Source organism: Nonomuraea sp. JJY05 (genome assembly GCF_043496855.1).
In the GTDB taxonomy this organism is placed as follows: domain Bacteria; phylum Actinomycetota; class Actinomycetes; order Streptosporangiales; family Streptosporangiaceae; genus Nonomuraea.
This window is the reverse complement of record NZ_JBIEIS010000012.1, coordinates 209,649-222,643: the sequence shown is the minus strand read 5'-3', so window position 1 is coordinate 222,643 and position 12,995 is coordinate 209,649. Positions and strand designations below refer to the sequence as shown.

The following is a 12,995-nucleotide window of genomic DNA, read 5'->3' as shown; positions in this document are numbered from 1 at the left end:
TCAGAGGAGCAGCTCCAGCTCCAGCTCGTGCCGGATCGGGATGCCGTCGGCCTCGGCGGGGATCCCCGGCTTGAGCTCGCGCGCCCGGTCCACCCCGTTGCGGCGCAGAGCGATCAGGTCGAAGCCGTACCGCTGGTAGAACCGCAGGGCGTGCGTGTTGTCGTTGGTGGTGACCAGCCAGAGCCTGGCCGCCCCGCCCTCGGCCGCGACGGCGCGTACCGCGTCCAGCAGCGCCGCCCCCACCCCCTTGCCCGGCACCACGGCGTCGATCGTGATGATCTCCACGGAGTCGCCACGCCGGGCGTAAGTGATGACCCCGGCCGGCTCGCCGTCGATCTCCGCGATGAAGCCCGGCTGCGCGGCGGCGTCGATCAGCTCCCCGCGGCCCAGGGCCACCACGGTCGAGCCGCCCCAGCTCCCGGTCAGCACCCGGGTGACGCTCGCGAGATCTTGCGGCTCGATGGGACGCACGGATATCGCCATGTCCCTCATTATGAGATCTATGCGATGGGTAACGTTCGACTGCTTCGGAACACTTGTCGACTGGCGGCACGGCATCCGCACCAGCGCCGAGCTGATCGCTCCGGGCCAGGGGGCGCGGCTGCTGGAGGCGTACAACCGGTACGAGCACGTCGTGCAGGCCGAGTCCCCGACGCTCCGCTACCGCCATGTGCTGGCCGAGGCGCTGCGCAGGGCCTGCGCCGAGGAGAAGGTGGAGCTCAACGAGGACAGCGCCTCTGTGCTGGGCACGACGCTCCCGTACTGGCCGGTGTTCCCCGACGTGGGCACCGAGCTGTCGAAGCTGCGCGACGCCGGCTGGCGCCTGGCGCTGCTCACCAACTGCGACCGCGACCTCATCGCCGAGACGCGGCGGCGGCTGCCCGTGCCGTTCGACGCGGTGCTGACGTCGGAGGACGTGGGCGCGTACAAGCCGGCCGACGCGCACTTCGAGACGTTCAGGCGCTCGTACGAACCGGATCGATGGGTTCATGTGGCGCAGAGTTACTTCCACGACATGGTCCCCGCCCACCGTCTCGGCATCCCGCGCGTGTGGATCAACCGCGAGCACGAGCGGCCCGCCGACGAGGAGATCATCCAGCAGCTGCTGCCCGACCTCGGCGGGCTCCTCTCCGTGGTCGAGAACGCCTAACGGCGCTGCTCCAGCACGTCCGCGATGCCGGCCAGGAAGGAGTCCACGTCCGCGATGAGGTAGCCGGAGCGGAAGAGCACGGTCGAGAACTTCGCCGCCCGCACCTCCTTCGCCGTCACCGGGAAGTCGGTCGTCCCGCGCAGGGTGGCGACGATGCGGTCGAGGAAGGCGTCGATCTCGTCCTCGTTGTAGCCGGTGCCCATGCGACCCGGGCGGAAGGCCACCCGTTCGACGCGGGCCGCCTGGGTCTCGAACCACTCCTCGCGCAGCATCTCGCCGGTCGGCTCGGCCATGGCCAGCCGTACCGGCCGCTTGGCCTGGGTCTCCAGCGCCACCACGAACGCCTCCAGGGCGAAGTCGACCGCGGTCTCGACATAGCCGCCACGCTTGGCACGGAACGTGGCCCGTCGCACGTCGTCCGCGCTGACGGGCTCCACAGTGGGCATGCCCCTGCCCAGGGTCGACTCGATCCGGCCGATCAGGGCGTCGACTTCGGCGGGGTCATAGCCTGAACGCATACCCATGACGCGCGGAAAGCGATTCAAGCCCACTCCTCTTGAGAACGTGCTGGGGGTGTCTCCATTGTGAGGCTCTTTATGTGGGTGATGCGACCCGACATATAGCGTTACAGGACCATGCGTCTGTCCAAGGTCTCTTTCCGCTACCGAAGACGTGAACCTTTCGTCATCGAAGACGTCGACACCCAGCTCGCCCCCGGCGACGTGATCGAGCTGACCGGCGTGAACGGAGCAGGCAAGTCGACGCTGCTCCGCCTCCTGGCGGGCCTCACCCGGCCCACGACCGGCACGGTCGCCGACCGTCCCGAGGTGGTCGGCTTCGCTCCCGACCGCTTCCCGACCGCCCAGCCGTTCACGGTCACGGCGTATCTGCGCCACATGTCCCGGGTACGCGGGGGCGCCCGCTGGGAGCCGTGGGCCGAGCGCCTGAACATGGACCACCTCCTCACCGTCTCCCTGGGCGAGCTGTCGAAAGGCAGCGCGCACAAGGTCGGGCTGGTCCAGGCGCTGATGGCGGAGCCGGGACTGCTGATCCTGGACGAGCCGTTCGCGGGGCTCGACGTGGACACCCGTGAAGCGCTCCCTTCGATCGCGGGCGAGGTGGCGCGCCGTGGCGGCATCGTCATCGTCAGCGACCACCAGGGCGGCCTGCGCTCCCTGCCCGGGATGCGCCACTGGTCGCTGGTGGACGGCCGCCTCAAGGAGAGCACGACGGCACCCGGCCTCGAACCGGTCGAGGAGAGGGAGACGGTCGTGGCCGTCACGGTGCCCGCGTCCGAGCTCACCGACTTCCTCGCCAGGATGCGCGGCGAGGGTTACCTGGCCCGCGAGATCGAGGAGTCCGGATGATCGCCCTGGCCACGTTCCGCCTGGCCGCCTACATCCGTTCGCACCGCATGTTCCAGGCGCTCCTCCTGGCCTTCGCCATGCTGGCGATCGTCTACGGGAGCCGGGCGCCGCGCGGCGGCGAGGCCGCGGCCCTCACGGACGGCGCCGTACTGATCATCCCCATCCTGGCCTGGGCGACCAGGAGCCTCCTCGACACCGAGCCCGACCAGCAGCGGGAGCTGTCGGCCATCCAGGTGGGCGGCCGGGGCAGGGAGGTGGCGGCGGGGTTGATGGCGGCCTTCGCCACGTGCGCGGGGTTCGCGGCGCTCAGCATGGGCGCGGCGCTCCTGCTCGGCGTGAGCCAGGCTCCGTCGCGTGGCGTGCTGGCCGCCGCGATCGCCCTGAACGCCCTGGCCGCGCTCACCGGCACCGCGCTGGGCGCCCTCACCAGCCGCGCGGTCATCCGCTCCCCCGCGCTCTCGATCATGGGACTGGTGCTGGGGTTCCTGGCGATGCTGCTGCTCAGCTCCTCTTCCCTGCACTGGCTCACCGTCCCGCTCATCGCCTGGATGAAGGCGGCGAACACGGGTCACCTCCTCGACCAGCTCCCCGAACTCGGCGCGATCTCCCTGGCCTGGTGCCTGATCGGCCTGGGGGCGTACGTGTGGCTCCGGCGTAGGGTACGTTAGTGAGCACTCACTCACCCTAGAGGAGACGACGGTGAAAATGATCTGCCTGGGTGACAGCATCACCCGCGCACAGGTGAGCGCCGACTACGTGGCCATGCTGCGCTCGCGGCTGCCCGAGGCGAGCGTGATCAACGCCGGGGTCAACTACGAGCCGTCGTCGGAGACGGTCAAGCGGCTCGACGACGTCGTGGGCCAGGACCCCGACGTGGTGACCGTACTGATCGGCACGAACGACGCGAACTCCACGCTCAGCGGAAAACTCCTCAAGACGCTACGCAAGCGCTGGAAGCTCTCCGCGGACCCCGCACCGGAGTCCTACGCCGCCAACCTCACCACCATCGCCCGCCGTCTCCAGGACGAGACGATGGCCCGCGTGGCGCTGCTCTCCCTGCCCGTCATCGGCGAGGAGCTCGACTCGGTCCCGGCGCGGCGGGCCGCCGAGTACAGCGAGATCGTCCGGCGGGGCGCGGCGGCCGAGGGCGTCACGTACCTGCCGCTCAACGAGCGGATGACCGCGTACCTGGAGGAGCGGGGCCGGGCTCCCGGCACCCGCTATCAGGCGGAGGGGCGGCTGGCACAGACCGCCGCGATGCAGCACTTCCTGCTCGGCCGCAGCCTGGACGCCATCTCCAGGGGGCGCGGCCTCCAGCTCACCACGGACAACATCCACCTGAACAGCCGGGGCGCCGCCATGATCGCCGATCTGATCGAGGGCTTCGCCGCCCGCTCGATCGCCCCCCATTAGTCCGGGTCGCGGAGGCTGGGTGGCTATTCGGCGGCCGCGAGCTGGCCGCAGGCGCCGTCGATCTCGCGGCCGCGCGTGTCGCGCACCGTCACCGGCACGCCGTGGAACTCCAGCCGCCGCACGAACGCCCGCTCGTCCTCAGGCCGGGAAGCCGTCCACTTCGACCCCGGCGTCGGGTTGAGCGGGATCAGGTTGACGTGCACCAGTTTGCCCCGTACCAGCTTGCCCAGCAGGTCGGCCCGCCACTCGTGGTCGTTGATGTCCTTGATCAGCGCGTACTCGATCGAGACCCGCCGCTTGGTCTTCGCCGCGTACGCCCACGCCGCGTCGAGGACCTCGGCCACCTTCCACCGCGTGTTGATCGGCACCAGCGTGTCACGCAGCTCGTCGTCGGGCGCGTGCAGTGACAGCGCCAGCGTGACGGGCAGTCCCTCGTCGGCGAGCTTGCCGATCGCGGGCACCAGCCCGACGGTGGAGACGGTGATGCCCCGCGCCGAGATGCCCAGCCCGTGCGGGGCGGGCTCCACCAGCCGCCGCACTGCCCCGATGACCTGCTTGTAGTTGGCCAGCGGCTCGCCCATGCCCATGAACACGACGTTGTTCACCCGGCCGGGCCCGCCGGGCACCTCGCCGGCCGCCAGCGCCCGGGCGCCGGCGACGACCTGCTCGACGATCTCGGCGGTGGACATGTTGCGGGTCAGGCCCGCCTGGCCGGTGGCGCAGAAGGGGCAGTTCATGCCGCAGCCGGCCTGCGAGGAGACGCACATCGTGACCCGGTCGGGATAGCGCATGAGCACCGACTCGACCAGCGCCCCGTCGAACAGCCGCCACAGCGTCTTACGCGTGGTGCCCCCGTCGGTGGTCAGCTCCCTGACCGAGGTCAGCAGGTCGGGCAGGAGCGCGGCCAGCTTCTCGCGGGAGGCCGCCGGCAGGTCGGTCATCGCGCCGACGTCGGTGGTGAGGCGCTCGAAGTAGTGGCGCGAAAGCTGGTCAGCGCGGAACGCCTTCTCGCCCAGCTCGGTGACCGCGGCCCGCCGGTCGGCCATCGACAGGTCGGCCAGGTGCCGTGCGGGCTTGGCCCGCCGGGGCGCGACAAAGGTGAGCTGGCCTGGGGGCTGGGACACGTTCCTGCCTTTGCTTTGAGTGGCTGTCAATCAGGGTAGTGAACGTTCGGATCGGAGGTGGCATTCCTCGCGTCATGGATACCCCGGATCTACAGTCATCTCGTATGGCGATTTTTCGGTCGGCATCTGGCGAGGGTGGCGCCGAGGTCGTTCTCGCCGCCGGTAACCCGTACGGCAGCCGGACGCTCGTGGTCGAGCGTGACGAGGACTCCTCGGTAGCTTACCTGTGCTCGCCCGACGGCGCGGTGCACGGCGCCGTCTGGCTCGCCAACCATCGCCCCGCGCCGGCGCTGGTCGACCTGGCCCGGCTCAACGCCGGCCTGCCACCGCTGATGCCCAGGGCCAACACCCTCCACCCGGACGGCCGCAGGCCGCTCGGCCAGCTCACCGCCCTCTGGTTCGAGGAGGGGGACGGGGTCGCCCTGTACGAGGACGAGGAGCTGCTGGCGGTCATCCCCGGCTGGGCCGACATGAGCAGGGGCATGCCCGGCTACGCCCGCGACGCGGTGGGCGAGTCGCCGTTCGCGTGGGCGCTGTCGGAGGCGCTCGAAGGGTTGCAGCCCCGCATCTCCAACGCCAGGTCCTACTGGGACTGGCGGCACAGCGAGGGGTCGTGGCCGTCGTTCCAGCAGTTCGTGATGGGGCACCTGGACGGGGCGCTCGGCCCCGCGGGGCGCTATTGGGACGCCAGCGGCGATCGGCTGCCGACCGTCGGCATCACCGAACGGCCGCCGCATCAGGGCCGCGCCTACACCGTGCTGTCCACGGTGGGGATGAGCTGCCAGCGCATGCCCACGGTCGAGCAGTGGATCGACAAGCCGGGCGCGTACGCCAGGATCGAGCTGGCCGTGGCCACCCGCGAGGATCCGCGCGACGCGGCGCTGCTGCTGGTGTGGCTGTCGCAGTATCCATGGCACTCGGTCACGTGGCTCGGCCACGGGCACACGGCGAAGTGGTATCACGAGCCTTCGACGTTCCCGCTGGGGCCGCGGTACTCGGGGGTCCTGATGCTTGCCAACGCACCCCACATGCCCGACATGTCGGGATTCGCGTTCGGGGGTGAGGCCGTACGGTGGCTCTGGCTCTCGCCGGTCACCACCGAGACGCTGCAGGCGCAGCAGCGGTAGCTAGTGTGCTGCGTTCCTCAAAGGGTGTAGGTGAACCGTCGGCGTAGCTGCCGTGGTGGCGGTGGTGGACGTCCCCAGACCCAGGGTTTCGCCTGGGCGTTGAGCTGGGCGGTTTGGCAAGAAACTGCTGATAGTAGAGGCTGCTGCGCGACGGTGCGGTCATGGTGACCGCAGTCCCGTCGGCGATGCGCAGGCATCCGTAGACCCAGGTCTTTCGGGACCGCGGGCGTAGTCCAGCGGCGCTTTGATCCGGTGCCCGTCGGGCGACCAGCCGGACGCGGGTGGGAAGGCCCAGGGCAGCACGGGGCCGAGTTCATCGGCGCAGACCACTACCGCGTCCGACGGCGGGCGCTCATAGAGGTCCACGATCCGGGTTCTTTTACCGCGAATTCGGGTCTTTGCTGGTGGTCCAGGATCGGGGGCGGCGCCATCTCACCCCCTCTTTCAGCAGGATTCGGCGGACTTGGGAGCGGTGGACGTCGATTCCGGCGGCTTGGGCGGCGGCGGTCAGCGAGTCCAGCGTCCACACGCCGGGCTTGCCTTCCTCCTCGGCGGCGGCCAGCCCGTTCAGCCATGGATCGAGTACCGGTCGTCCTGGCGGGATCGTCTTGACCAGGGCGATGATCTGGCTGCGTTCGCCTTCGGTGAGCCGGGGCCGCCGACCAGGCCCAGGCCGGTCGCCCAGGCCATCGGTTCCTTCAGCGTTGAACCGGTGTAACCGCCGGCGCACTGTTTCAGCATGGCAGCCCAGTGCGGCGGAAATCGCGGGGACTCGCAGCCCGTCCCAGCTGGCCACGACGATCCGGGCGCGCTGGATCCAGTCACCGGGAGCGTGCCGGGCACCGGCTAACCGGCGCACATCGTGGTCTTCCTTCTCATCGCGCGGAGCCCGCGCGAACAGTAGCTTCGGCATGGCGGAAACCCTCCTGCCATGACAATCCGCCTGCTCAAGGCTCCTGGCCAGAGGCAATCCCACACGCTTTGAGGAACGCAGCACTAGCTAGGGAGCGCATGCCGCCACCTTGAGGTGGTCGGCCATCATCCAGTGGTACTGAGGCCGGTCGTTCGGCGTCCGCACGGCGCGAAACAGGACTCCGTTCACCCATCTGTCGGAGTATTTGTCGTCATACGTGATGAGCTGCTGCCTGCTCTTCTCCCTGAGAATGCCCGCCTCCGGGTCCGGCAGGTGGTAGACGGGGGCCGAGTCGACGATCACCACGGCGCAGTGCTGACGCCCCACGATGGGCATCTGGGCGGGGTTCGGCGCCTGCGTCGTCGTCTTCGGCTCCAGCGCGGCGCCGATGAGTTGGCCCACTCCGGCGGCGAGCACCGCACTGACCGAGGCGATGACGAGATGCCGCAGCCACGGACGACCAGGCCGCGGGGATCGCTCGCCGGCGCGCACTCTCGCTTCAGCCTGTCGCGCCTCACGGACGCGCTGCTCCCACTCACCCCACTCGCCGCCCAGATACTCGATGATGTCCCGCACGGCCGGTTCGGGCGGGATGCCACGACCGGAGAAGAGATCACCGACCACGGTCTTGCTACGGTTAATAGCACCGGCAATTTTGCGCATACTGGGCGAATTGGCAGATTTGCGCAACTCTTCGAGGTCACCATAGAACTGGCGGAGAACGTGGCGATAATCGTACCATTGTCCGGTTTCCACTTATCTGTCCAATCCCGAAGTCACCGGTACGTCTGAGATTGTGCCGGAATTCCGACATTGATGGCGAGCGCTCTGTCCGCAATGTGTCCGCGGACACGACATCCCTTGCCCACCGGCCTCCCGGGGCGCGAATGTCGGGACATGAACAGAAACAGCAGGGGCAAAGCCCTCTTCGCGACCATGGTTCTGGCGCTCATCCCCACGGGGATAACGGCTACGGAAGCAGCAGCGGCCACAGATGGGGCGCCCGTCCCCGGATGTCGCATTTACCAGCCGGATCCGCACATCGTGGCCGGCCAGCGAATCAGAGTAAATTACTACTTCTCATGCAATAACCGTCGCATTCGGTACGTAAAGGCCACATTAGCCTTGAGGCGACACCGGGGCGGACTCCCGGACGCGGTCGAGACGTGGTACCAGTTCGACGGGTTCCAGAACCCCGCACAGGCCGGCATCAACACCGCGCTCGAGACGCCCGCGGCGTGCCGGCCCGGCAAGCGGTACCACGGGGACATCACCATCAACGTGTCACTCGGCGGCGCCCAGAACCGCACCTCGACCCTGCGCGGCCCCTCCATCACCTGCCCACGTTGATCAAGGGAGTCCCGATGACCACCAGAACTACCCGGGCACGGACCGCCGCCTTCGCCGCCCTGGCAGCCGCGCTCCTCCATCCCACCACCGCCTCGGCCGCGAAGGAACCACCCCCACCGTTCCAGCCCTGCACGGCGTTCCAACCGCCCTGGCTGCCGAACGCCCACTCCCACAACGACTACGAGAACCGACGGCCTCTGTGCGACGCGCTGTTCAACGGGCACACCAGCGTGGAAGCCGACATCTGGTACGTCAAGAACATCGCCGGCAAGGAAAGCCTCCAGGTGGGACACACCTCCCCCACTGCCGGCAGGCTGGACGAGCTTTACCTGAACAAACTCCGCGACGTCATCGAGCACAACCGGAGGAAATACGGCAGCCCGACCGTCCTGCCGCGCTACTACGGCCGCTTCCAGTTGCTCATCGACATCAAGTCCACCGGCCAGGAAGGCCGACGAGCGTTCGAACTCCTGCATCAAACGCTTCGCGACCATTACCGCACCGTGGTCACCCGCTGGCATGACGGCCGTAAGATCTCGGGCCGAGTCGACGTGGTCGTGACCGGAAACAGGCCGACGAATCCCGTGATCGACGGCTGGCGTTTCGTCGGAATCGACGGTGAGGCCTCCGAGCTGAACGGTCCTCATCGCATGGGCCGCTGCAAGCGGGTCCCGCTGGTGAGCAGCGCCTGGACCGACGCGTACAACGACCCGGCCGTACTCTGGCATCTCGTACGCACGGCGAACTCCCGTGGCCAGTATTTCCGCGTCTACCATGCCGACAGCGGCGCCTGGCAGAAGCTGTACGACGCCGGAGTCCATTACATCGATTCCGGCCTGCACCCCGCGGCACTACGTGCGTTCCTCAAGGACAAACGGCAGGTGACACCGCCCAAGCCGTGCATTCCCTGAACCGCGTCGCCAGCAGCGCGTCAAACTTCCCGAACGCGTTCCCCGGCTCCCGTTCCACATGACTGATGAGACAGAGGAAACGCCACTGTGGTGTGCGATGTATATGTAAGGTGCCTTTGGTGATGGACACGCCCGCTTATGCGATGGCCGCCTCCGGCAGAACGCCCTCCCCGCTGGTCATGATCCTCGGGACCGTGTTCTTGATCGCCCTTATGAGCCTGCTTGTGCGGCTTGCCAACTACACCACCCAACGCCGGGCCGCCACGCGCCCCTCGGTGCACCTCCAACCTCCGAACGCGTCCTGGCGATCCCGGCTGCACCCAGGACAAATCTGTTGGGCGTCCCTCCACTTCGCCGATCGTTCTGGGTGGAAAATTCGCCCTTGTCTTGTGATACGCACCCATGAGAAGGGCGTAGAAGTTCTGAAAATCACCAGCCAAGACAAGTCGCACCGGCACGATTGCATACAGATACCGACGGCAAGCTGGGACAAGCGAGCGCGGAAAGACAGTTGGCTCGACCTGGGTGAAAGCTATTTCATCTGGGACCAGGCGATTCAGCGCGTCGCAGGATCGTGTGACGCGGCGACATGGCATCACGTGACGCGACGCCATCGCACCGGCTATGTCTACGTCGCGAACAACGCCGACGACAAGTGAACAGGCCGATTTCGAAGTCGGCGACTCCACCACCCGCCCTACCTGCGCCACAAGGAGGTTTCAGACCGGGCGGTCTACTGTCCTCGATCAGCCGCGTAGTGCTGTGACCGGAAACGTTCACCTGGCCCCGGCGCCTTCCATTCGTCTCAAGAGTGCGAACCAATCGCTGTGCGGGCCGCCTCCAGGAACTCGTGCTGCGGACCTCTGAGGTGGTTCCACATCGACCCTCGGCTGCGATCTCGTCAGGCAGGCGCCACAGCACATGGTCAACCGCCGTCGCGTAGGCCCGGGCGAGCCGGTACATCTCCGGACGGAACAAGACCTGGACGATCATCGCTCGGCCACCCAGAGGCGGTCGATGGCGCTCGGGCCGCCGCGAACCACTCAGGCGTTCCGGCGGCATCCCAGTCAGGGGCCTGATCGCGCTCCTCGGCGATGCGAATACTCTCCTGCGTGATCGTGATGAACTCGCGGAGCGGTTCCAACTGCTCCGAACGTCGAGCCTCGGCCCGCTGAGCCGCTTGCCGCTTCTCCTCGTTCCTGGCGGCAACTCGCACGGTAGTGAACTGAGCCAGATACGACAGCAGCCCTCCTAACACGACACCGAGCAGCGAAGCCCAGACCTGTATCTCCATGGCAGTTGTGTATCAAATCACACAGGCCCCATCCGGCTGCCCGCGGAGCCGGTGAACGTTTCCGGTCACAGCACTAGTGTCGGCCGCCCGAAATTCGTCGGCAATATTTAGCGAGGGATTCGAGGATCTCCTCGGCGGTCTTGGTCCAGATGAAGGGCTTGGGGTCGGCGTTCCAGTGGTCCATCCAAGCGCGGATGTCGTCCTCCAGCGCCTGGACGCTCTTGTGCACTCCTCGGCGGATGAGCTGGTCGGTCAGGTAGCCGAACCAGCGCTCGACCTGGTTGATCCAGGAGGAGCCGGTCGGGGTGAAGTGCATGTGGAAGCGGGGATGACGGGCCAGCCACGCCTTGATCGCCGACGTCTTGTGAGTGCTGTAGTTGTCGCAGATCAGGTGGACGTCCAGCTCGGCCGGCATCGTCTTGTCGATGGTGGCCAGGAACTTCTTGAACTCAGCGGCGCGGTGCTGGCGGTGCAGTTCACCGATGACGCTCCCGTCGGCGATGTTGAAAGCGGCGAACAGGCTGGTGATGCCGTGGCGGACGTAGTCGTGGGTGCGCCGCTCGGGCATGCCCGGCATCATCGGCAGCACCGGCTGGGAGCGGTCCAGCGCCTGGATCTGGGACTTCTCATCCACACACAGCACCACCGCGCGTTCTGGCGGGTCGTGATACAGACCCACCACATCGACGACCTTCTCAACGAACAGTGGGTCGGCCGACAGCTTGAACGTGCTGGTGCGGTGTGGCTTGAGGTCGAAGGCTCGCCAGATCCGGCCGATCGTCGACTCCGACAGCCCGCTGCGCCGGGCCATCGAGGCGCGGGTCCAGTGCGTGGCGCCAGCCGGTGTCTCCTCCAGCGTGGCCACCACCACCTGCTCGACCTGGTCCAGGCTGATCGACGGTGGACGGCCGGGGCGGGGCTCATCGATCAGCCCATCCAGCCGCAGGCGCAGGAACCGCTGACGCCATTTGGAGACGGTGTCCGGGTGCACCCGCAGTTGCTCGGCGATCTGCTTGTTGTCCTTGCCGTCCGCGCACGCCAGTACGATCTTCGCGCGCATCGCCAGGATCTGCGCGGACTTGGCCCGCCGCGCCCATCGCTGCAGCACCACCCGCTCGGCATCGGACACCGTCAACTCAGCTTTGGGCCGGCCCGTGCGCGCGTTGTCGGCCAGTGCCTCCAGCCCGCCCCGGGCGAAAGCTGCACGCCACTTGCACACCGTGCTCTCGGCAAGGCGCAGATCTCGCGCCACCTGCGCGGTGCTGATCCCCGGCCCCTCACACGCCAGCACGATCTTTGCCCGCACGGCCACCCTCGAAGACTCCGCCGACATTCCGATCAGCTGAGCCCGCTCACTGTCCGATAAGCGGATCTCCACCGGCGGACGGTCCTGGGATGCGCCCCATCCAACACCTTACGGATTTACCTGGCGTATTTCAGGCGGACGACACTAGAAGAACAGCGTCATCAGCAGCCAGACCGGCACCAGCGTCGTCACCAGCGAGTCGAGCCGGTCCATCAGGCCGCCGTGACCGGGCAAGATCGTGCCCAGGTCCTTGATGCCGAGATCCCGCTTGATCATCGACTCGATCAGGTCGCCCACGGTGGCCAGCAGCGCCGCGAGCCCGCCGATCAGCGCGCCCTGCCAGATGGCGCCGTGCATCAGCCAGACCACCAGCCACGCCCCCACGGCCGTGCACGCGATCACCGACCCGGCCAGCCCCTCCCAGGTCTTCTTCGGGCTGATCGCGGTCATCTTGTGCCGGCCGAACAGCACGCCCGCGAAGTAGCCGCCGATGTCGCTGGCCACGGTCACCGCGATGAAGATCAGCACCCGGTGGTCGCCGTCGGCGGAACGCAGCAGCATGGGCACGAACGCCGCGAGCATGGCGGGATAGAACAACGTGAACACCGAGGCCGACGCGTCCCGTACGTAACCGTCGGTCCCGTCGCTGAACATGCGCCAGATCAGGAGCACCAACGCGAACACCGCGAACGTGGCCAGCAGCCACACCGGCCCGCCCCAGTACGCGCCCGCCTGCATCGCCACCAGGCCCGCGAGCACCGGCACGGCGGGCACCTTGATCTCGCGGGTGGCGAAGGCCTTGATCAGCTCCATCACGCCGACGCCCACGGCCCCGGCGACCACCACGAGGAACAGCTCCTTGATCGTGTAGATCGTGCCGATGACCAGCGCGCCCAGCACCACACCGACCGCGATCGCGGCGGGCAGGTTCCTTCCGGTACGGCCGCCGCCGCTCGAGCTGGTGTCAGCCGTACGTTCTTCCACAGAGTTCTCCAAGAGCCACGGCCCCCGCCACTCGGGGCGAGGGCCGTTCAAGACCC

General features: G+C 67.8%; 16 protein-coding genes. 8 read left to right on the top strand and 8 right to left on the bottom strand.

Annotated elements, in window-relative coordinates; translation table 11 throughout:
- A complete protein-coding gene (locus tag ACFKCF_RS21180) occupies positions 1–483 on the bottom strand; it encodes a GNAT family N-acetyltransferase (RefSeq protein ID WP_394495924.1) in 483 nt (160 codons plus the stop codon).
- A gap of 19 nt (positions 484–502) precedes the next feature.
- On the opposite strand from ACFKCF_RS21180, the gene ACFKCF_RS21175 reads away from it, so the two are divergent.
- Positions 503–1,150 (top strand): HAD family hydrolase, encoded by a 648-nt coding sequence (locus ACFKCF_RS21175; protein ID WP_394495922.1) that lies wholly within the window; start codon positions 503–505, stop codon positions 1,148–1,150.
- On the opposite strand, the gene ACFKCF_RS21170 is transcribed toward ACFKCF_RS21175, so the two are convergent.
- Entirely contained in the window at positions 1,147–1,668 is a 522-nt protein-coding gene (locus ACFKCF_RS21170) for a DivIVA domain-containing protein (protein ID WP_394495920.1), read from the bottom strand. The genes ACFKCF_RS21175 and ACFKCF_RS21170 overlap by 4 nt on opposite strands.
- 117 nt (positions 1,669–1,785) lie before the next feature.
- On the opposite strand from ACFKCF_RS21170, the gene ACFKCF_RS21165 reads away from it, so the two are divergent.
- The 3 genes from ACFKCF_RS21165 to ACFKCF_RS21155 are packed head-to-tail and all read left to right on the top strand — an operon-like array spanning position 1,786 to position 3,930.
- Positions 1,786–2,517, top strand: a complete 732-nt coding sequence (locus ACFKCF_RS21165) for an ATP-binding cassette domain-containing protein (RefSeq protein WP_394495918.1) — start codon at positions 1,786–1,788, stop codon at positions 2,515–2,517.
- Entirely contained in the window at positions 2,514–3,185 is a 672-nt protein-coding gene (locus ACFKCF_RS21160) for a hypothetical protein (RefSeq protein ID WP_394495916.1), read from the top strand. The genes ACFKCF_RS21165 and ACFKCF_RS21160 overlap by 4 nt, the downstream gene beginning before the upstream one ends.
- A 37-nt stretch (positions 3,186–3,222) precedes the next feature.
- Entirely contained in the window at positions 3,223–3,930 is a 708-nt protein-coding gene (locus ACFKCF_RS21155; protein WP_394496060.1) for an SGNH/GDSL hydrolase family protein, read from the top strand.
- 23 nt (positions 3,931–3,953) lie between these two features.
- Here ACFKCF_RS21155 and rlmN read toward each other — a convergent pair whose 3' ends face one another.
- Positions 3,954–5,054: a 23S rRNA (adenine(2503)-C(2))-methyltransferase RlmN gene (rlmN, locus tag ACFKCF_RS21150; protein WP_394495914.1), complete on the bottom strand. Its 1,101-nt coding sequence runs from the start codon at positions 5,052–5,054 to the stop codon at positions 3,954–3,956.
- A 104-nt stretch (positions 5,055–5,158) separates the two neighbouring features.
- Here rlmN and ACFKCF_RS21145 point away from each other — a divergent pair, with 104 nt between their 5' ends.
- Positions 5,159–6,181, top strand: a complete 1,023-nt coding sequence (locus tag ACFKCF_RS21145) for a suppressor of fused domain protein (RefSeq protein WP_394495912.1) — start codon at positions 5,159–5,161, stop codon at positions 6,179–6,181.
- A gap of 379 nt (positions 6,182–6,560) precedes the next feature.
- Here the strand turns inward: ACFKCF_RS21145 and ACFKCF_RS21140 are convergent, their stop codons facing one another.
- Positions 6,561–7,094: a helix-turn-helix domain-containing protein gene (locus ACFKCF_RS21140; RefSeq protein WP_394495911.1), complete on the bottom strand. Its 534-nt coding sequence runs from the start codon at positions 7,092–7,094 to the stop codon at positions 6,561–6,563.
- Between the two features lie 87 nt (positions 7,095–7,181).
- Positions 7,182–7,850: a hypothetical protein gene (locus tag ACFKCF_RS21135; protein ID WP_394495909.1), complete on the bottom strand. Its 669-nt coding sequence runs from the start codon at positions 7,848–7,850 to the stop codon at positions 7,182–7,184.
- A 369-nt stretch (positions 7,851–8,219) separates the two neighbouring features.
- Between ACFKCF_RS21135 and ACFKCF_RS21130 the strand changes: the two genes are divergently transcribed.
- The 3 genes from ACFKCF_RS21130 to ACFKCF_RS21120 all read left to right on the top strand — a co-directional run bounded on the left by ACFKCF_RS21130 (position 8,220) and on the right by ACFKCF_RS21120 (position 10,014).
- Positions 8,220–8,444, top strand: a complete 225-nt coding sequence (locus ACFKCF_RS21130) for a hypothetical protein (RefSeq protein ID WP_394495908.1) — start codon at positions 8,220–8,222, stop codon at positions 8,442–8,444.
- Between the two features lie 14 nt (positions 8,445–8,458).
- On the top strand, positions 8,459–9,355 hold the full coding sequence (locus tag ACFKCF_RS21125; RefSeq protein ID WP_394495906.1) for a hypothetical protein: 897 nt from the start codon (positions 8,459–8,461) through the stop codon (positions 9,353–9,355).
- 119 nt (positions 9,356–9,474) lie between these two features.
- A complete protein-coding gene (locus ACFKCF_RS21120; protein WP_394495904.1) occupies positions 9,475–10,014 on the top strand; it encodes a hypothetical protein in 540 nt (179 codons plus the stop codon).
- A gap of 266 nt (positions 10,015–10,280) precedes the next feature.
- Here ACFKCF_RS21120 and ACFKCF_RS21115 read toward each other — a convergent pair whose 3' ends face one another.
- The 3 genes from ACFKCF_RS21115 to ACFKCF_RS21105 all read right to left on the bottom strand — a co-directional run bounded on the left by ACFKCF_RS21115 (position 10,281) and on the right by ACFKCF_RS21105 (position 12,939).
- Positions 10,281–10,649, bottom strand: coding sequence for a hypothetical protein (locus ACFKCF_RS21115; protein WP_394495903.1), 369 nt, complete (start codon positions 10,647–10,649; stop codon positions 10,281–10,283).
- Between the two features lie 73 nt (positions 10,650–10,722).
- A complete protein-coding gene (locus ACFKCF_RS21110; RefSeq protein ID WP_394495901.1) occupies positions 10,723–11,961 on the bottom strand; it encodes an IS630 family transposase in 1,239 nt (412 codons plus the stop codon).
- Between the two features lie 138 nt (positions 11,962–12,099).
- The gene (locus ACFKCF_RS21105) at positions 12,100–12,939 is read right to left on the bottom strand and encodes a phosphatidate cytidylyltransferase (protein ID WP_394495899.1); all 840 of its coding nucleotides are present in this window, start codon (positions 12,937–12,939) and stop codon (positions 12,100–12,102) included.
- Between the last annotated feature and the right edge of the window lie 56 nt (positions 12,940–12,995).

Excerpts from the sequence above, each read along its gene's own strand:
- ACFKCF_RS21180 (WP_394495924.1), bottom strand. The coding sequence starts at position 483 with ATGGCGATATCCGTGCGTCCCATCGAGCCGCAAGATCTCGCGAGCGTC.
- ACFKCF_RS21175 (WP_394495922.1), top strand. The coding sequence starts at position 503 with ATGCGATGGGTAACGTTCGACTGCTTCGGAACACTTGTCGACTGGCGG.
- ACFKCF_RS21170 (WP_394495920.1), bottom strand. The coding sequence starts at position 1,668 with ATGCGTTCAGGCTATGACCCCGCCGAAGTCGACGCCCTGATCGGCCGG.
- ACFKCF_RS21165 (WP_394495918.1), top strand. The coding sequence starts at position 1,786 with ATGCGTCTGTCCAAGGTCTCTTTCCGCTACCGAAGACGTGAACCTTTC.
- ACFKCF_RS21160 (WP_394495916.1), top strand. The coding sequence starts at position 2,514 with ATGATCGCCCTGGCCACGTTCCGCCTGGCCGCCTACATCCGTTCGCAC.
- ACFKCF_RS21155 (WP_394496060.1), top strand. The coding sequence starts at position 3,223 with ATGATCTGCCTGGGTGACAGCATCACCCGCGCACAGGTGAGCGCCGAC.
- ACFKCF_RS21145 (WP_394495912.1), top strand. The coding sequence starts at position 5,159 with ATGGCGATTTTTCGGTCGGCATCTGGCGAGGGTGGCGCCGAGGTCGTT.
- ACFKCF_RS21140 (WP_394495911.1), bottom strand. The coding sequence starts at position 7,094 with ATGCCGAAGCTACTGTTCGCGCGGGCTCCGCGCGATGAGAAGGAAGAC.
- ACFKCF_RS21125 (WP_394495906.1), top strand. The coding sequence starts at position 8,459 with ATGACCACCAGAACTACCCGGGCACGGACCGCCGCCTTCGCCGCCCTG.
- ACFKCF_RS21115 (WP_394495903.1), bottom strand. The coding sequence starts at position 10,649 with ATGGAGATACAGGTCTGGGCTTCGCTGCTCGGTGTCGTGTTAGGAGGG.